This is a genomic window from Pseudundibacterium arcticum (assembly GCF_042646465.1).
Classification (GTDB): domain Bacteria; phylum Pseudomonadota; class Gammaproteobacteria; order Burkholderiales; family Burkholderiaceae_D; genus Undibacterium_A; species Undibacterium_A arcticum.
Window position 1 is genome coordinate 51,791 of sequence record NZ_JBHRTP010000024.1, and the last position, 18,532, is coordinate 70,322.

Sequence of the window (18,532 nt, forward strand, 5' to 3'; positions counted from 1 at the left end):
CGAGAACGAACTTTACCGGCGACTGTATTTGTGCTCCTGTCCGTTGGGACGGGCCACCACCATTCCCGCCAGTGTTTCCGTTATCCATAACAAATGACAAACTGACATTAATCGGATTGCATTATGCCAAGACTTTCGCCACTTTGCTGAGTGACCGGTGCGACCGACTGGCCGGATTAGCGCCTCAGACTGCGACGGCTGGCGTTGGTGCCTGCCAGCGCTGGAGCCAATCGAGAAATTGATCCGACGGCATCGGCCGGCTCATGAAGTAACCTTGCCCCTGTTCGCAGCCCATCGCGACCAGCAGATGCCAGACCTCGACGTTTTCGATGCCTTCGGCCACCACGCGCAGCCCCATGTTGTGGCCGAGGTCGATGGTTGAACGCACGATCTTGCGGTCGTCGGCATCGCGCGCCATGTTCTGAACGAAGGATTTGTCGATCTTCAGCTCGTCGACCGGTAACCGCTTCAGGTAGGCCAGCGACGAGTAGCCGGTGCCGAAATCGTCGATCGATAGTTCGACGCCCATCGCGTGCAGCCTTTCCAGGGTCTGCTGGGCGCGCACTGGATCGTCCATGATCGAGCTCTCGGTGATTTCCAGGCAGAACGATGATGACCGGACTTGGTGCCGCATCAGAATGTCGGCAAATTTTCCCGGCAATTCCAGATCGAGCAAGTCACGGGTCGACAGATTGACCGACAGCTTCAAATCCAGTCCACGCGCATTGAGTTCAGCGCACAGCGCGGCCGATTGCTCCAGCACCCAGCGCGTCAGCGTGCGGATGAAACCGGTTTTTTCGGCAAACGGGATGAAGTCATCGGGGCCGATGAAGCCGCGCTCCGGATGCACCCAGCGTACCAGCGCCTCGACACCGACCACCTTGCCGCTGGCCAGCATGAGTTTGGGTTGTACATGCAGCCGGAATTCATCGCGGTCGATGGCACGGCGCAGTTCGCTCAGCAGCGACAGGCTCTGCTGGCTGCCCTGATCGATCTCGGGGTCGTACACCACCGCACCGTCTTTGCGCTGCTTGGCGGCGTACATCGCGATTTCGGCGCGGCTGAGTATGGTTTCAGCATCCTGGCCGTGCTGCGGGAATCCGGCAATGCCGACACCGGCCCCGAGGTCGACGGTCTGGTCGTCGAGCGAGATCGGCGCCTCCAGCGAACGCAACATCTGGGCCGCGATGTCGCGCGCTTCATCGAGCCCGGTGTCCTGCAGCAGCACCGCGAATTCATCGCCGCCAAGCCGGGCGCAGCGGTCCTTGTGCCGCCCCAGTTGCAGCTTGAGCCGTCTGGCCACCTGACGCAGCAGTGCATCGCCAAAGCTGTGGCCCATCACGTCGTTGACATGCTTGAAACGGTCCAGATCCATCATGACGACATAGCAGCTGCTGTTGGCGCCCTTGGCCAGAGCGATGGCGTCCTGCAGCAGGCTGGCGAACTGGGCCCGGTTCGGCAGATTGGTCAGCGTATCCCAGTACGCCAGCCGGCGGATTTCCAGCTCGCGGTTGGCGATGCGGTCACGCATGCTTTCAAACGATTTTGACAGCGCACCGATCTCGTCGTCGCGTCGGATCACTATCGCCGCATGGTAATCGCCCTCGCCCAGCTGGCGCGCAGTTTGCGTCAACTGTCGCAGCGGACCGGTAATACGCCGCGCCATGAAGATGCTGCCGATCACCGCCAGCACAATCCCCGCCGCCGTCAGGATCAGCAAGGTCAGCTGCAGCTGGCGATATGGCGCAATCGCTTCGCTGACCGAACGCTGCAGCACCGCGATCGTGGTCTGGCCCGACTGGCGGGCAAGCCGGAGCACACGGGCGCTGAACTGGCTGTCGGCGATCTTCAGGTCCGGCAACATGCTTGAGTCAGTCGACATTCTGCCCAATTGCGCCGCCAGACTGGCAGTGTCAGTGGCGGTCAGCGTCGAGACGCCGGGCATCCAACCGCCCTGCGCGCCGCTGGTCAGGATTGCAACCTGCAGCGAAGATAGCTCGTGCATCTGGGCGATCAGCTTCTGATCGATCGGAAACGCCATCACCACCCAGCCGATCACCAAAGGCGCGTTGACGGGCACCACCACGATCTGATATGGGTAGTTGTCGACGATCCCGATATCGGTCGCATTGCCGCGTTGCTCTGCGGTCGCGACCAGCGCCAGGATCGCGCGCTGCAGATTGCCGGCCAGATTTTGCGCAGTGGTGGCCTCGATCTGGTGATCGGCGCCAACCAGCATCGTCAGCGCGGCACCGATGCGCGCACCGTGGTTGTCGAGCGCTGACGCGATGGTTTCCTGGTCGTTGCTGCCGACCGCCTGGCGGAACCCGTAATCGGCCGCCAGCAAACGTGCGCCCAGGGTCAGCTTCTGCGCGTTCTGATCGAGCAACCGACGAAAGACGTGTTCGCCGATCACGAGTTCTTCTTTGATCGACGCGCGCGCGTTTTTTTCGATGCCACTGCGGATTGCAAAAAAACCGGCCAACTGCACCGCCAGTATCAGGAACAGGAACAGGGCGACGATCCGGCTTTCGAGGCTACGCAAACGCATGGGACGGTTCCTAGTAGTCTGCCGCAGCGGCTTGGTGGGCCGGTTTAATGCTTGACGTCAAATTCGATTTCAGATTCAGCTTGAAATCCGCCTTGAGGTCGACATCCTTGACCAGCGTGATCGCCTGGTCAGGTATCGGTGCGCCTCGCAACGACTGATAGTGCCAGGCCTTCAACGTATATTTGCCGGCTGGCACGCCATCCAGCGTCAGTTTGCCGGCGGCGTCGGTCTTGCCGAAATACGGCGTATCGACTACCTGAATGTAAGCCACCATCTGGTCATGGATATTGCAGCCGACCACCACGGTGCTAGGCTTGTCGAATAAAATCGGCTGCCCCGGCACGCCCGAATACAGTTTCAGTTCAAACGGTTTGGCCGGCGAGAATGAGTAGACATGATGGCGCACGGTGTCGTTGTTGGGGAAAGAGATCGTGCTGCCGGTCTGGACCACGGTCACCAACGGCATGAATTTGCGCTGTCTTTGCTCGATCTGGGCACCGTGCAGCGCCTTGTGCACACTCGCATCAGCGGCCGGCTCGGCGTAGATTGCGACGTCCGGCAGCGCATTTCCGGCCGCATCGGTGACCGCTACCGTGATGATTGCAGCATTGGCGACGGAGGCGGCGAAAGCGGTCAGCCCCATACCCAGGACGGCAAGCAGGGACACAGTCATGTTGTTCATCGTCAGCGGTAAGGCCTCAAAATTATGCACGGGAGCGTCCCCGCAGGGATCTGCGTGTCGCGATCCGATCGGTCGACACTGCACAGCATCGCCTTATAGTATCGCCATTCACAATGGATTGCCGAATAGAACTGTTGTATTCCGGAACTGAAATGACACTGTAATTTTCTATTTGGCAATATTAGCGAATATTTTTGAAACCTCCACAACGCACGCCGGGCACCGCGCCAACCTAGTCTTAACCATTACTACATTACATCCCATCACCGTGCGGCCATGAATCCGGTCTGGCACGGTCTCCCCTCAAGCCAGTGGCGCGTCCGCAATCGGGCCTGGAAAGCGGAGTTTTTTCCCCACTCGTGCGCTATTTGTGATTGTCTGTACGAATACTTCGGACCAGATGTCGAATTGCCATCGAGTCCGCATATTTCCGGCCGTTATATACCTAACCGCACCTCCAGCGCAGACGGTCTGCCCGGTGACGTGAGTGCGGCATTGACCCAGCGAACGCGGAGCTATTACATGTCTTACAATTTTGTGTCGTTCATCCGTTCCGGCAGCACGATCGCTTGTGCTGCTTCCCTATTACTCGGCGGCTGCGGCGGCGGGTCGTCCAGCGTGCCGGCGCCCGTCGTGGCACCACAGCAGCCGGCGCCGACCTCCTTGTCCGGAACCGTCGCAGTCGGCGCACCAATGCTCAATGCCACCGTTACCGTCAAGGACGCCAACGGCGTGACCCGCAGCGCCCTCGCCGGTGTCGATGGCAGCTACAGCGGCATTTCCACCGACGGACTGGCCGCGCCGTATGCGCTGCAAGCCTGCGGCGTGGTCGATGCCAACTACACGTGCTTCTATTCTGTGGTGCAGCAACCGGGCGTTGCCAACGTTACCCCGCTGACTCACGCCACGTTGGCGCTCGCACTAGGTACCGATCCGTCCGGCATGTTCGCGCCGAGCGCACCGACGGCCCCACCGAGCGCGACCGATCTTGATGCACAAAAGCTGAAGCTGGAGACCGCGCTGGCTGATGTGCTGGCCAAGGCCGGCGTGGCCGGCATCGACTTTGCCACCACACCATTCAGCGCCGACCGCACCGGCATGGACAAGGTGCTCGATTCGGTCAAGATCAGTACCGGTACCGACGGCGCCACCAGTAAATCCTTCGTGCAAATTGAAGGCATCATCGGCTCCGGCAACGTCTTTCTCGACCAGGATGTCGCAGCCGGCACGCTGACCGCGGCCAGCGGCGCCGACGTTGACCTGAAAGGGATTTCGAGCATCTTCGTGCAAGGCATGTCGTTCGCCATTTCGGCCGCGAATGAAACCACCTGCGTCAGCCGAATGACCGCCGCGAACATTTTCGATGACAATTTTTCGCTCGACTTCGACGACAACGTGATCGTCAACAAGGCCAACGCACCGGAAATGATTTGCAAGTTTGCCGGGCTGAACAATCTGCTCGGCGGCATGGTCGCCAATCCGATCTTGCGCGATTGCGATTTCACGACTGATGCCAACCGCAAGGTCTGCAGTGTCGGCTTCAATATCGTCAACGGCGATGCCTCGTTTGATGGTGCCGAACTGGCTGTGGTGCTACGTGCCGGCGCGGCCTGGAAGCTGCTCGGCCGCGACGCGGTATACAACATCAACGTCGGCGCAGCAATCCAGCGCACCAGCCGGGTCGATCTGCCGGCCGGCGACGCCGCCAATGCCCAGACGTTCTATACCCGCGCGCTGACTTTCGATGTTACGGCCAACGACGGTGTCAGTAGCACCGGCGTGCGTGCTGCCAAAATCTACCAGCGCAATCAGGATGGTAGCGGCTGGGAAGCCACGCCGCTGGTGACCATGACCCTGAGCGACGCATGCATCGCTCAACTCCAGCCCGGTGAAAAAGCACGTCTCTCCATCGGCGACAACTGCGGCAGCAGTTGGCTCTCGCTGGGCGACACCATCGATGGCCAGAATGCCGCCGCGATCGGCGATCATCTGATCGACAACTTCTACAAGCGCGGCCGCAAGGTGAAAGTCGAACTGTTTCCCAACGTGGCAGCTACCGGCACGCCGGTAGTTATCATCAAGCGGGTTGAAGGCGTGCCACCGAAATACGCAGCGCTGGCCAGCTTCCCATGGATGGAAATGGATGCCGAGGCCAAAGCGGCGTTGAGCGCCTACGACGGCGCTGCGGCGAGCTTCACGGTCAGCTGGGCCAGAAACCGTATCGTCAGCGGCAAGGATGTGTCGTTCTGCCTTGCCGGCGGCTGCCAGGGTTCCAGCCGCGGCGGCCATGAAGATATCGTCAACGGTCACACCAGCCAAGTGATTGCGATGACAAACAAACCGGCCAACGCGGCGGCATACAAGGCCGTCAGCATCTATGGCCGCAACAGTGATCAACTTGGGGTGTCAACCAATTATGTGAGTTGCGGGGGGATGGCGAGTTGCTGGTGACGTGGGGCACGCCGGCGCTGATTTGACGCGTGTTTTGAGACGGCGAACGGCGCTGATTTGAAAATGAGAAAGCCTGGCGTGCCGGGCTTTCTCTTGTGTCCCTGCATGGTCGCAGGCTCGGCGCTGGAAGTACATCCGTATGCTGAGCACAACGAACGACCGATTGTGGAGCGAAGGCGCAAACAGAAATCGCGAAGCTCCTGTTGCCCGGGGCAAGCGGCATGATTCTCGCGCTTATGCGGACAACATTTCACATATTGCCGACTTAGCTGGCTGAACGTTACACCGTCTGACGGCATGAAGCTGCGCCGAACTGCACCGACCTACAGCGACTCCTGGCGACGTTGCCATTGCAGACTCAGGTCCTGAGCTTGTGCGATCTCGCCCGCAGTCATGCTGCGCTCGATGAGATTCCTGCTGTTGGCGGCCGCCGCATCGCCATGGATTGCCGCCAGATTGATCCACAGATAGGACAACACCTTGTCCCGTGGTACGCCTTGGCCGCTGCAATACATGCAGCCGAGGTTGTACTGTGCCAACGCATGACCTTGTTCGGCGGCCGTCCGATAACAGTGCACGGCACGCGGTAAATCCTGTGCAATACCTTGTCCATTCGCATACATCACGCCCAGATTGTTCTGCGCACCAAGGTCGCCCTGTTCCGCCGCCCGTCGGTACCAGAGCAGCGCCCGCGCCTCATCTCGGGGCACGCCGTGGCCATTCGCATAGATCACACCCAAATTGAATTGCGCGCTCGGCATGCCCTGCCCGGCTGCGCGCCGATACCACAGCAAGGCCTGCCGGATATCCTGACCGACGCCGAGCCCGGTCGCGTACATCACGGCCAGATTGAACTGCGCGTTTTGAATGCCCTGCTCCGCCGCCAGCCGATACCAGGCCACCGCCTGACTGTGGTCCTGCGACACGCCTTGACCGTTGCTATACATGATGCCGAGATTGAACTGGGCATCGGCATCGCGATGCTCCGCTGCCTTGCGGAACCAGACTGCGGCCTGCCGCTCTTCCTGCGCCAGCCCGTGCCCATTGGCATAGGCCATCCCGATGTGGCATTGCGCTACCGCACCACCCTGTCCGGCTGCGATGAAGAACCAGGCCACGGCCTGCTCATAGCTCTGCGCGACGCCTTGGCCTTTTTCATACATCATGCCCATCTTCGTCTGGGCATTGATTTCACCCTGCACCGCCGCGCGCCGATACCAGCTGAGCGCCAACGTATAGTTACGGGCCACGCCGACGCCGTCGAAATAGGCGTCTCCGATCCGACTCTGCGCGGCTGCCACGCCCTGTTCGGCAGCGCGGCGCAACCAGTTGACTGCCAGCACATCGTCCTGCTCGACGCCTCGTCCATTGCGGTACATCAGGGCCAGGTTCTGCTGAGCCGACGCGTCGCCTTGTTCAGCCGCCTTCTGAAACAATTGCGCCGCCTTGCGATCATCCTTGGTGATGCCGCATCCGTTGTAATACATCACGCCGAGATGGTTCTGCGCATATACCAGCCGCTGCTGTGCGGCCTTACGAAACCAGCGCACGGCCTGCGCATCGTCGCGCACCACGCCCTGCCCCTTCTTGTACATCAGACCCAGATTGAACTGCGCGTAGGCGTTGCCCTGCTCAGCGGCTGTGCGAAACCAGACGCTGGTTTGAAATTCCTTTTCGGCAGTATCTCGATCGGCCATGATGCCCCGCTACTCTGCTTCGGCACCGCAACAACGTTGCACACCTTCCGTCGCAGATCTATGAAAGCGAAGATCCTGCTTACCCAAGCATTCACCACGCTACTAAAATTCTAGGATGCGTGGCTGGCAGGTCGTTTGCGCCAACGCAAGCGCCGACGCCAACGCCAACCAGCGTGTGACGACCATCAGGGAATGGACATAAAAAAGCCCACGTTCATATTGAAACGTGGGCGAACCCATATCGGGATGGGAGGGAGGGCAATAAAGCCACCTTCAATGTATCGCCGCAGCGACGCGGATTCTTCACTTTTTACAATTACTTACGCGAAATACAATCCGCAACGACAGCGGGCGCAAATTTGTGCCGACTCGTTTGGGTTCTCCCGGTTGTGGCTTATGGTGCCGACGCGCTCACAGCGACGTGAAGAAGCGATCGCGCATTTCAGTCAGCCCGAGCGTGTCCAGCACTTCATGCAGCCGTTCGGCCGGACGCTGGCGCGGCAAATTCTTGTAACTGGCGATGATCAGCTCGTTTTTCATTGAATGTTCCCAGCCGACCAGTTCGGTCACATTGACCTGATAACCGTGCGCCTCCAGTTGCAGACAGCGCAGCACATTGGTGACTTGGCTGCCGAATTCGCGCGTATGCAGCGGGTGGCGCCAGATTTCGGTCAGCGAATTGCGCACCAGCGATTGCGCCTTGTTCTTTTTCAGCACCGACGCCACTTCAGCCTGGCAGCAAGGCACCAGCACCATGAATTGCGCCTGCTTTTTCAGCGCGAAATGAATCGCATCGTCGGTCGCGGTGTTGCAGGCGTGCAGTGCCGTGACGATGTCGACCTTGGCCGGCAGTTGCGTCGATTCGATCGATTCCGCCACCGACAGGTTCAAAAAGGTCATGCCGGGGAAGTTCAGCCGCGCTGCCAGTTCGCGCGATTTCGTTACTAGCTCGTCGCGGGTTTCAATCCCATAGATACGCGAGCCGTCATTGCGCGTCTTGAAAAACAGGTCGTACAGGATGAAGCCCAGATACGACTTGCCGGCGCCATGATCGACCAGTTGAATGTCGGCGTGCTGCTGCTGGATTTCTTTCAGCAATGGCTCGATGAACTGATACAGGTGATTGACCTGTTTCAGCTTGCGCCGACTATCCTGATTCAGCTTGCCATCGCGCGTCAGGATATGCAGTTCCTTGAGCAACTCGATCGACTGGCCGGGCTTGATGTCGTGCTTTGCTTCGTGTTTCGCTTCCATGGTATTGGCTTGTATCACTTTCATACGTTGACTGTTTCCGCCCATGCACTAAGTTACTGGATGGCACGGTTTTAACCGGCGACGTGTGTGCCCGGCAATCTGTACTGTTTTCACAGGGTTCATTTCATGGGAGGACGGCAATTTCTTGACTGCCCGCAATACTAAATTAAGCACAAAGTAAATGCGTTTTATCAAGCAATAGCGAGAAACTGTTGCAGGCCTTCGCTTTATTGCACAAACGCAAATTCGGCTCAAAAAAAGCAACGTTTCGCAACACTTTGCCGTGAATAGGGTTTGAAAATTCCGGAGCTTCCTATAGGATTTAATTGCAGCAAGAGTCCGCCCAACATTTCTGAAATTGGCCGGTGCAACGCACACGAGCAGTCACCGGCGCAACGACGGAGGTTATATGTCAGCGTTAATCGAATCACACGATGTAGTTTCTCATGCAAATCCTGGATCGCTCGCAGTAGAAATCCGCGAAGGCGACTGGATTGCCTATCATCGCCACATCGACCAAGCGCCATCCGAACGAGATTTGATTCATCGTTTCGGCGGCGTCATCGAGTATCACCGCGCCTGCGCGATGGCCTATCTCGGCAGACGCGCCCAGCATCGAGGCGGCGTCTGTAGTCGCACCCATCCGCGCATCCTGACACCACAGTTCGTGGCCGATTTGGAAGCAACCAACAAGTACCACCGTTACATCCGCTACCCATGGCTGGAAACATTGTTGAATCTGCTGACCGAGATAGAGCGGATTCAGGATGAAATCAGCAGCGGCGGCAGCAGTAACGTGATCTCGCTGATCCCAACCATAAAATAATCTACGGCGTGGACTGCATCTGCAAGTGGAATGTTATCCGGAAACGACAAGGGCCCGCAAAATGCGAGCCCTTTTTATTTGGTTGCGGGGACAGGATTTGAACCTGTGACCTTCGGGTTATGAGCCCGACGAGCTGCCAGACTGCTCCACCCCGCGTCTGAGGCCCAGACTGTAACACAAAGCACAGTGCGCCCAAAGGTAAATATCATTTATTCGACATTTTGATGGTCGGCACGTGCCGCACAGGCAAGCAGATTTCCACTTTTTCCTCAGGTGATTTCGGGGCGCGCCAATAAAAAAGCCCGCGAAACCGTGAGGTCGCGGGCAAGATCCAAACCCAAGGATGAGTTGGAGGAGACAGGTTCATTGTAGTGCGCTCCTACCTGCCTCGATGGTTATTTACAAACATTTACAGCGGCATGCAGATGGATACAGTATCGGTACAATCGACCGGCTTAGCTTGCTGGTAACGATGCGCACGCCGTGACCGCACCGGCCGCACGCCGCCGCGCATTATTTGGGATACACGGCATGGGTTCACGCGCGTCGATTCAGCACACCTCCAAGCCAAGCCATCAGGCTGCTTCATGCGTCTCGGTGGCCACCAATATACTGCACTTGACTCGATCGGCCAGGACCGCCTCGATCGAACCGTGCCACCAGCGCTTGGCCCAAGGCTTGTGGCGCGGATGGCCGACAATCACCAGGTCAATTCCGAGCTGGTCGACCAAGGTGCCGATTGCCTCCAGCGGTTCCCCGACTTGCAGGTGATCGACTACCTTCAGGCCGGCCTCGGTCATCAGAGCGTGACCGGCCGCGAGTTCCTGCTGCATTCTGTCTTCTTCTGCGGTCAGCGCCACTTCTGTCAGAAAGGCACCGGCCATCAAATAGGAAGTCAGATGGGCAACCGCCAGCAAATGTATTTCGGCATCTGGACCCGGTGCAAGACTGATGCACTCATGCAAGGCCGACCGGCTCTCCGGCGTGCCGCTATAGGCGACCAGAATCTTGCGGTACATATCACCTCCTGATTGTTTGCATCAAGCAGCCAGACTCGTGTTTCACCTGGCACGCGATGACCATTCCGAACCTTGTTCTTTACCCGTTGCCATCAACAGAGCGCATATTACGCCGCGTATTCCAGCCGCTGAACAAATGAATACGCTGTTTGGCACGCTCGAGAATGGCTTATTTCAATCATAGAACAAGAAGTTCCCGGCGTCAGTGCCGGAATGCGCGGTACGGCCGAATTGAGTCGGCGCGCGGACGCGGCAATTCAGCCGTGCAGAGGAAAAAGGTGGAACAGCCTTGGTGTGATTGCCAATGCAATCCTCCCGCATACCCGTGATGGATGGCGGGGTGGCCGGTAGCGATGTCCGCCTTCAGTGAGCCGGACCGAATTGTATTTCAGCCAGACAAGATGAGTGTCACGCCAGCAAACTAGCCCCAGCGCGAATCGACAAGCGGACGCGCGCCGACAGCCAGCGACACGCCAGCGCTGCAGCCTGCAACAGCCGTCTCGCTCAGGCGTGCGACTGTTGCTGTGCCGATGCCGCAGGTTTCGGCTTGAATTGCTTGTCGCTCATACGGAACTTGCCGCGGCGGTCGCCCATCAATTCGCGCAGTTCCTTGATGCTCAGATCGCTCACTTCCTGCATCCGGATCAGGATTGATGCCCCGACCGAAAGTTTGCCATGCCGTATCTTGCTGATGACGGGTGGCGCAACCTCCAGTGCACGCGACAGCGCAGCGTCATTCTTGAGATTGAGCTTCTTGATCAAGGATTCCAGCAAATGGCTGGGATCGTAATCGACATGATGAATATTTGCATCGCCGGTCATTGTGCCCTCCTGTTATTAATTACAGTGATCAATGGTATTCTCCGCGGGCGCATCGATATCATTTTGATAATTCTCAATGTTTATTGGCTTTCGTCACATTCTTGTCAAAATTGCTCTGGCGTTGGCATTCAGGAGAATGTCGGACTTATGAGCATCGGCCGGCAAGTCTCTGAACGGTACAGCGTCACCGGCTTTTTAGTCAACAGCGAGCTGTTGAGGCTTCAAATCCGGGGCAATCGGTCCGGCTTCAACACATTTTTCGGTTCGAGTCGGTACGTCCGACAGACTCCTGGCGAAAAACGGCAACAGGTAAGGCAGCGCTTCATTCGGCGCGCGCCAACGCCTGTACCCGTTCGCGGACAAAATTGATGTGGCTGCGCAACCCATACAGACCTTCGGCAAAGGACAATGGAATCGAAATCTGATTCACTTTTTCCTCGATCTCGTTCAGCCGCCGCAGCTGGGCGGTGCGGACCTGGTCGCGCTTGTCCGCTGGCACATCCTCAATCGCCTGCTCTACCGAGCGCAGCTGGCCATACCAGCGATACACGCGCGAGCGGATCCGCCACACATACAACGGTGGAATCACACGCGACAGCGGCAGGAACAGCGCACCGAGCGCAACGACAAACACCCACATGCGATCGAAAAAATTCGCCAGCCAGTAGGTCAGATAGCGCTGCAGGATCGGCGGTCCATTTTTGTAGAATTTTTCGGCTTCGCGCGCAACTGGAATTTCGGTGTAATTAGCAGTCGGGAATTCACCCTGCTTGCGGAACCAGCCGGCGCCGCCATGAATACCGGCAGCCGCCTGCACGAATAAATCGATCAGGGCCGGATGCAGGTCTTCACGCGCGACCAGTGTGGCAGTCGGTGCGATCAGGTGATAGTCTTTTGGCGGCAGATCGCGGCCCAAATCGACAATGCCGCGCGGCAGTATGACATGCGACAAGAAAGGAAAGCGCCGCGTGTAGGCCTCGGCCTGAGTGAAGTCGAACAGCCGGATGCCCGGCGTCTGCAATAACATCTGGATCAACGGCGCATCCGGTGCCGAACTGAACACCAGGCCGTCGATTCTGCCCTCCAGCAATTCAACCGTGGCTGGCGTGTTCTCCAGCGCGCCCAGCGTCAGATCGGTCGGCTCGACACCGTTGACCGACAGGATCTGCTTGAATAGCCGCGGCACGCCGGTGCCGTCCGGACCGGCATTGATCTTCAGTCCTTTCAGCTGGGTCAGTTGGGTGATGTCATGGCTGTCGCGGAAGAACAACCAGACCGGCTCGGTGAACAGACTGCCGAGCGAGACCAGCCCCTTGCGTTCGGCCTCCGACTGTTCGGTCGAGCCGCTCTGCACGAACGCGATGTCAACGCCGGATTTCGGGTCGTTCAACCGCTGCAGGTTTTCCTGCGAGCCGAGCGAGGGTTTCAGCGTCGTCTTGATGTGATGCTTGGCCAGTGCGGCCGCATATTTTTTTGCGAATTCTTCATAGGCGCTGTTTTCTTGCCCGGTCGAGATCGTCACGTGCGATGGCGGCGACGGATCGACCAACCAATAGGCGATGGCACAGATCAGGCCGATCGCCAGCACAGTCGGACCGGCAGTGGCCAACAGGTCGCGCAGCGAGAACTGCGTGAATTTGAGGATTTTGGACATTGCGCGGCGGGAAGGAGTCATGGCCTCACACCTTGCCAATAAACACGGTCGCTGGCAATCGAAATTTCATGCGCCTGCATTCGCACGGAGCGCTGTGTCAGGCGGCCGTCGCCAGCGGTTGGAACTCGGCGTCAAGCTGCTGCAACCCGGCCACCAGCACCTCAAATGCGGCGGCCGCCTGCACCGGCTCGCCCTTGACGCCGAGTTCGATATGGCGGCGCGTAGTGGCATCGCCGACGCTGGGCAGACTGAACACCTTGACCAGCGGAAAACGCGCCTCGATCACATCCATCAGCGGCGTCAGCAGCGATTCGGCGGTTTCGAATACCAGCACCGATCGCTCGAGACGCGGTTCACGGTTGAACAGCTGCGGGTAATGGGTGTCGAGTACCCATTCGATCATCGGCCAAGCCATCACCGGGAAACCCGGCACAAAATGGTGGGTGCCGACCGTGAAGCCGGGAATCTTGTTGTACGGATTGGGAATGATTGCAGCGCCCTGCGGAAACTCGCCCATCTTCAGCCGGTGCTGGTTGTCCGGTGTATCCCACTGCGGCTCGGTGCCGGCCTCGCGCGCAACGTCGGCGATCCGTTCCAGGATCTTTGTCTTCGCTTCCGGATGCAGCATCAGCGGCCGGCCGAGCGCGGCGGCCGCACATTGGCGGGTATGGTCGTCCGGCGTGGCGCCGATGCCGCCAGTGGAAAACACGATGTCGTCGGTTGCGAAGCTGCGTCTCAGGGTTGCGGTGATGCGCTCGCGGTCGTCGCCGATATATTCGGCCCAGCCCAGTTGCAAGCCACGCGCCGACAATAACTCGACGACCTTGCTGAAATGCTTGTCGGTCCGTTTGCCGGACAGGATTTCGTCACCGATGATAATGAGTCCGATAGTCATGACGCCGGGTTCCCTTGAGTTATCCTAAATGCGATCGATCAGTGCCTGCGGCACTTCCGGTGGCGGGTGCAGCGCGCGCTCCATGCCGGCGGCGCGATATTTTTGCAGCGCGTCCAGACAATAATACTGGAACCACAGGCCGGTGAAGATGAACACCAGCACGTACAGCCAGATCGCGACGGCGGCCAGAAACGGGAACAGGATCACCGACAGCGCGCCCCCCAGCCATAACAAGGTCGGCAATGCACCCATCGCTCCACCGATCACGCCGATAATCAGCAGCGGCCAGCGATGCAGGCGCAGGATGTCCTTGCGCTCGCCGGCATCGGCATGGCCGGCCAGCGCGTCATAGGCCATGACGCGGTAGGTCAGCCAGCCCCACAGCAGCGGCTGAATGATGAACGTGAACGGCGGCACCACGCTGAGCGGCAAGGTGATCAGCCACAACACGACGAATATCGCCGCCGATGAAATCGCGGTCCACAGGCTGCCGATCAGCGTGCCGCCGGCGCGTCGTTGCAGCGCCGAAAAATGACGCGCCGACGCATGTCTGCCGATCACCGGCATCGCGACGATGCCGATGAATACCAGCGCGGTCAGGATCATCAGCGGCAGCAGCATCCACATCGCGATCAACGGTACGATCACAGTCTTGATCGCGGCCAGACCGAACATCGACAGCAGATGGCCCGAAATCTTGAAGCCGTCATGTTCGACAAACCAGCTTTGCAGGCTGTCTATCAGTGGCTGCAAACCCAGCCACAGCGCGACGCCCCAGATCGTCAGCGACAGCAAAAACGGCACCAGACTCAGCAGCAGCATGCTGAGATGCAGCTGCGACCACAGCGCGCGGCCATAGGCCACCAGGATTGGGCGCATCAGTTCGCCGCCTTTCTGGCAAATTCAACCATCCGCTTCAGCCCCAGCCATTGCTGCGACCAGAAACCGTGACCATAGTCGCGCCCCTTTTCGACGGGCGGCGGAAGCTGGTCGCGCACGCCGGTCCTTTCGAAAGTTTTGCCGAAGCGCGCGGTGCGAAACACGATGTCCCAGACCGGAAACAGTACTGCAAAATTATGTCCACCAAGCGTCCCTTGCCCGCGTGATTCGTGACCGATGCCGATCGCATGGTGCAGGCGGTGGTAGCGCGGCGACACCAGCAGGCGCTCGCCAATCCCGCCGAAATGTATCCGCACATTGGCGTGCTGCAGGCTTTGCAGGATGCGCGAGGCCGCCACCAGCAGCACGTACTGCCCGGGCTCGACCCCGACCACCAGCGCAATCACTGCCATATAAATATCGCGCAGCAAGTCGTCGAGCAGATGGTTGCGGTTGTCCGACCACAAATTCATGTCGCGCTGGCTGTGATGCAGGCTGTGCAGTCCCCACCACCAGTTGAATTGATGGCTGGCCCGGTGATACCAGTAATCGAAGCAATCGAGCACGAACAGGTAGACGAAGAAGCTCACGACAGGACGGTCGGTCACCCCGGGCCACAGGTTTTCCAGATTGAATGGTTGCACGCCTTCCATGTGCAGCGCCGCCGTCAGTTGATCCTTGAGCGGATCCAGCACCAGAAAAATCAGCACCGCGAACGCACCGAGACGGTGGATCACGGTATACAGAAAATCGTTCCAGCGCGCGCGGCGGTCGCTCAGCGCCTGCACCGGGATCAGCGCCTCCAGCGGCCGCAGTACCGCAAACAGCAAGGCGATTTCGCAGACGCCGACCAGGAACCATTCGGTGCCCTCGAACGCCTCTTCGGTGAATTCGCCCATGCCGAGATTGAGCACCAGCGGCTGCACCACGGTCTCGAACAGCCAGCCCTGCACGAAGGAAAACAGGTCGATCAGATGTTGGATCATGGCTTCTTGATGGCAGTCGAAGATGGTGTGAATGTGGCCTGATTGCCTTGCTGATTGCGTTGATATAGCGGATGCTGGCGCAGCGTGGCAAAGCAAAACCCTTTCTGCTGCAAGCCGACGATCAGCGGCTCCAGGTCGGCCGGCGCCCATGGGTCCTGACGCGACCAGATGCCCATATGCGCAATGAAGATATCGCCGCCCTTCAGGCCATTCAATGCACGTTTCAACAATAACGCATTCGGCCAGCGCTGGCTCGGCAATTCATCGCCCGAATAACCCGCATCGGCCCAGCCGACATGGGCATAGCCGCAAGCCTGGCCGGCGGCCAGCAGATGTGGCGTCAGCCGGCCGCCCGGCGCCCGCCACAGCGGATCGAGACGCGCGCCGGTCAATGCATGAAAGCGCTGGTCGACCCGCTTCAGTTCGTCGCAGTATTGCTGCGGGGTCCAGGCCAGCTTGTTGCCGGCGTTGGCGCCGAACTGCGGCTTGACCTCGATACGGCCATCGGCCAGATCGCGCTGCACATAGACATGATCAAAGGTATGGGTACCGAACGCGTGGCCTTCGGCGACGCGCGCCTTCCAGTAAGGCGCCCAAGCCGGGTCGAGCGAGTAGTCGCCGTTGACGGTTTTCTCGTTGGCCAGGAAAAAAGTGGCCTTGATGCCGTACTTGTTGAGCGTCCTGGCGATGTAGTCGGCCTGCGACTGGCTGCCGGTATCGAAGGTCAGGTAGATCGTGCCCTTGCAGGCCGGGCCGGGGTCAACGGTATTGGCGGCACTGGCGGCCAGTACCGGCAGGGCCATCGCAACAGCCTTGGCCGCCGCGCGCAGCGTCAAGCCGACGTAACGTCGCTCGTGCATCAGATACGTGCTGCGTGATTGATGAAATAAACGCCGTGCGGTGAACGGCCAACCGGGATCAGCTTGATGACTTTTTTGCTGGCGACGTCGATCACCGCCACTTTCTTGATCCAGCGCAGCGTCACCCACAGGGTCTTGCCGTCGTCGGTCAGCTCCATGCAATCCGGACCGCCGGGCACATTGATGGTGCCGACGTTTTCCAAAGTCTTCTGGTCGATGATATTGATGCTATTGGCGACCCGGTTCGAGACGAAGGTATGACGCTTGTCACCCAATGCGCGGAAATTGTGTGCGCCGGCGCCGGCCTTGATCTGCTTGACGGTCTTTTGTGTTCGCCAGTCGATCACCTGGACGTAGTCGCTGCCCATGATGCCGACCAGCAGGTATTTATCGTCCGGTGTCATCGCGATCCCTGCCGGCAGTTTGCCGACCGGCATGGTCCATTTGACGGTCTGGGTCGCCAGGTCAATTGCGCTGATCTGGTCACTGCCCTGCTGCGTGATGAAGACCGTCGCGCTGTCGGCGCTGAAGGCCATATGGCTCGGCAGCTTGGCCAGCGGCACACGCTTTGCAAGCTTCAGTTGCTTGCCGTCGTAGGCGTAGATATCGACGCGGTCGAGTCGCAGCGCGTTCGACACAAACCATTTCTGGTTCGGCGCGAAGCCGATCTGGTACGGGTCGAGGATGTCTTTGACATGGTGCTGGATCTGACCCGACTTCGGATCGAGAAAAAGCAGTTCGTCGCCGACCGCGTTGGCCACGATCAGCGACTTGCCATCTGGCGTTTCCATCAAATGATGCGGTTCCTTGCCTACCGGAAACGAATTGATTTCCTGATAGGTACTCTGGTCGAGCAAACTGACTGTGGCGTCGCGCGAATTGAGCACGACCACTACGCCCGCGCTCGCCGTCGTCACCGCGACTAAACCGGACAACAACGAGAGCACCACCAAACAAACCCGACCTGAACGACACAGCATAGAGAAAACCATTCACATTTAACAGAATACAAAAGACTATTTTACCGCGCAGAAAGTTTCATCATTTAAATAATAAGGTGCTGAGCAACCAGAAAGCGCACGGCAAAACTTGAATAGAAACTCTACGCGACACGCAAAGCCGAGCGCGTATAACGTTTGAGCCGCCGGCTCGGACTACCGACAATGCGCATTCAATCGCGCCATCACAGTCAATGCCATTTCTGCAACTGTTGCAGAAATGGCCCATGGGGCAGCGTGCGGCGCCGGTCTTTTCGACTACAATCTTGCCTCACACCTACGCCTCACGCGACCATCCACAACACGCAAAGGAACACCATGTCGAACACCACCACCACCGCATCCGGACTGCAGTATCAGGACACACTCGTCGGCAGCGGCGCCGAAGCCAAGGCCGGCGCGCATGTCAGCGTGCACTACACGGGCTGGCTGCAAAATGCGGACGGCAGCGCCGGCAACAAGTTCGACTCCAGCAAGGATCGCGGCGAGCCGTTCGAGTTTCCGCTCGGCGCCGGTCATGTGATCAAGGGCTGGGATGAAGGCGTGCAGGGCATGAAAGTCGGCGGCGCCCGTCGCCTGATCATCCCGGCCGCACTCGGCTACGGTGCGCGCGGCGCCGGTGGCGCGATCCCACCGAATGCCACACTGATTTTTGACGTCGAATTGCTAGCAATATGATTGGCAGCTTGACCAGCCTGGATAGAACCACAGTCAAGTTGGCGACCGCCATCGCCGCTGGCCTGATGCTGCTGCCGCTGGGCGGTTGCGCGGTGGTGACGGTGGCCGGTGCCGCCGTGTCGGTCGCCAGCACCGCCGTCAATGTCGGTGTCGCGGCCGGCTCGGCAGCGGTCGATGTCACCACCACCGTGGTCAAGGGCGCAGTCAAAGTCGGTGGTGCAGTAGTCGATACCGTGGTCGAGTAGTCGCACCATTTCAAATGATGGGATGAAAATACAGT

Annotated in this window: 16 protein-coding genes and 1 tRNA gene; 4 read left to right on the forward strand and 13 right to left on the reverse strand. The window is 59.0% G+C overall.

Translation table 11 applies throughout. The features are described from left to right. Positions 1–184: 184 nt before the first annotated feature. Both ACFOFO_RS08875 and ACFOFO_RS08880 read right to left on the reverse strand, forming a co-directional pair. Complete coding sequence (locus tag ACFOFO_RS08875) at positions 185–2,551, reverse strand: putative bifunctional diguanylate cyclase/phosphodiesterase (RefSeq protein WP_390325814.1); 2,367 nt, start codon at positions 2,549–2,551, stop codon at positions 185–187. Between the two features lie 10 nt (positions 2,552–2,561). After that, the gene (locus ACFOFO_RS08880) at positions 2,562–3,224 is read right to left on the reverse strand and encodes a methylamine utilization protein (protein ID WP_390325816.1); all 663 of its coding nucleotides are present in this window, start codon (positions 3,222–3,224) and stop codon (positions 2,562–2,564) included. 531 nt (positions 3,225–3,755) lie between these two features. Between ACFOFO_RS08880 and ACFOFO_RS08885 the strand changes: the two genes are divergently transcribed. Next, entirely contained in the window at positions 3,756–5,684 is a 1,929-nt protein-coding gene (locus ACFOFO_RS08885; RefSeq protein WP_390325818.1) for a hypothetical protein, read from the forward strand. 323 nt (positions 5,685–6,007) lie between these two features. Here ACFOFO_RS08885 and ACFOFO_RS08890 read toward each other — a convergent pair whose 3' ends face one another. Both ACFOFO_RS08890 and ACFOFO_RS08895 read right to left on the reverse strand, forming a co-directional pair. Beyond that, the gene (locus ACFOFO_RS08890) at positions 6,008–7,381 is read right to left on the reverse strand and encodes a tetratricopeptide repeat protein (protein ID WP_390325821.1); all 1,374 of its coding nucleotides are present in this window, start codon (positions 7,379–7,381) and stop codon (positions 6,008–6,010) included. 411 nt (positions 7,382–7,792) lie between these two features. Continuing rightward, positions 7,793–8,659, reverse strand: coding sequence for a class I SAM-dependent methyltransferase (locus ACFOFO_RS08895; RefSeq protein ID WP_390325823.1), 867 nt, complete (start codon positions 8,657–8,659; stop codon positions 7,793–7,795). A gap of 385 nt (positions 8,660–9,044) precedes the next feature. On the opposite strand from ACFOFO_RS08895, the gene ACFOFO_RS08900 reads away from it, so the two are divergent. Further along, the gene (locus ACFOFO_RS08900; protein WP_390331392.1) at positions 9,045–9,461 is read left to right on the forward strand and encodes a hypothetical protein; all 417 of its coding nucleotides are present in this window, start codon (positions 9,045–9,047) and stop codon (positions 9,459–9,461) included. Between the two features lie 79 nt (positions 9,462–9,540). On the opposite strand, the gene ACFOFO_RS08905 is transcribed toward ACFOFO_RS08900, so the two are convergent. From ACFOFO_RS08905 to ACFOFO_RS08945, 9 genes are all read right to left on the reverse strand, one after another. Further along, positions 9,541–9,617, reverse strand: a tRNA-Met gene (locus tag ACFOFO_RS08905). Between the two features lie 419 nt (positions 9,618–10,036). Further along, positions 10,037–10,480, reverse strand: a complete 444-nt coding sequence (locus ACFOFO_RS08910) for a universal stress protein (protein WP_390325828.1) — start codon at positions 10,478–10,480, stop codon at positions 10,037–10,039. A gap of 504 nt (positions 10,481–10,984) precedes the next feature. Beyond that, positions 10,985–11,302 carry a hypothetical protein gene (locus tag ACFOFO_RS08915; protein ID WP_390325829.1) on the reverse strand — a complete coding sequence of 106 codons (318 nt, stop codon included), beginning with the start codon at positions 11,300–11,302 and terminating at the stop codon, positions 10,985–10,987. A 322-nt stretch (positions 11,303–11,624) separates the two neighbouring features. After that, positions 11,625–12,956 carry a TAXI family TRAP transporter solute-binding subunit gene (locus ACFOFO_RS08920; RefSeq protein ID WP_390325832.1) on the reverse strand — a complete coding sequence of 444 codons (1,332 nt, stop codon included), beginning with the start codon at positions 12,954–12,956 and terminating at the stop codon, positions 11,625–11,627. Between the two features lie 97 nt (positions 12,957–13,053). After that, positions 13,054–13,851: a competence/damage-inducible protein A gene (locus ACFOFO_RS08925; protein ID WP_390325834.1), complete on the reverse strand. Its 798-nt coding sequence runs from the start codon at positions 13,849–13,851 to the stop codon at positions 13,054–13,056. Between the two features lie 24 nt (positions 13,852–13,875). Beyond that, the gene (locus ACFOFO_RS08930) at positions 13,876–14,730 is read right to left on the reverse strand and encodes an EI24 domain-containing protein (RefSeq protein ID WP_390325836.1); all 855 of its coding nucleotides are present in this window, start codon (positions 14,728–14,730) and stop codon (positions 13,876–13,878) included. Next, entirely contained in the window at positions 14,730–15,716 is a 987-nt protein-coding gene (locus tag ACFOFO_RS08935; protein ID WP_390325839.1) for a sterol desaturase family protein, read from the reverse strand. Before ACFOFO_RS08935 ends, ACFOFO_RS08930 begins: the two co-directional genes overlap by 1 nt. Continuing rightward, the gene (locus ACFOFO_RS08940; RefSeq protein WP_390328187.1) at positions 15,713–16,519 is read right to left on the reverse strand and encodes a polysaccharide deacetylase family protein; all 807 of its coding nucleotides are present in this window, start codon (positions 16,517–16,519) and stop codon (positions 15,713–15,715) included. Before ACFOFO_RS08940 ends, ACFOFO_RS08935 begins: the two co-directional genes overlap by 4 nt. Positions 16,520–16,575: 56 nt before the next feature. Continuing rightward, entirely contained in the window at positions 16,576–17,556 is a 981-nt protein-coding gene (locus tag ACFOFO_RS08945) for a YVTN family beta-propeller repeat protein (RefSeq protein WP_390325842.1), read from the reverse strand. Positions 17,557–17,892: 336 nt separating this feature from the next. Between ACFOFO_RS08945 and ACFOFO_RS08950 the strand changes: the two genes are divergently transcribed. Next, positions 17,893–18,252, forward strand: coding sequence for an FKBP-type peptidyl-prolyl cis-trans isomerase (locus tag ACFOFO_RS08950; protein ID WP_390325845.1), 360 nt, complete (start codon positions 17,893–17,895; stop codon positions 18,250–18,252). A gap of 8 nt (positions 18,253–18,260) precedes the next feature. Beyond that, positions 18,261–18,497, forward strand: coding sequence for a hypothetical protein (locus ACFOFO_RS08955; RefSeq protein WP_390331393.1), 237 nt, complete (start codon positions 18,261–18,263; stop codon positions 18,495–18,497). The last annotated feature ends 35 nt before the right edge of the window (positions 18,498–18,532 follow it).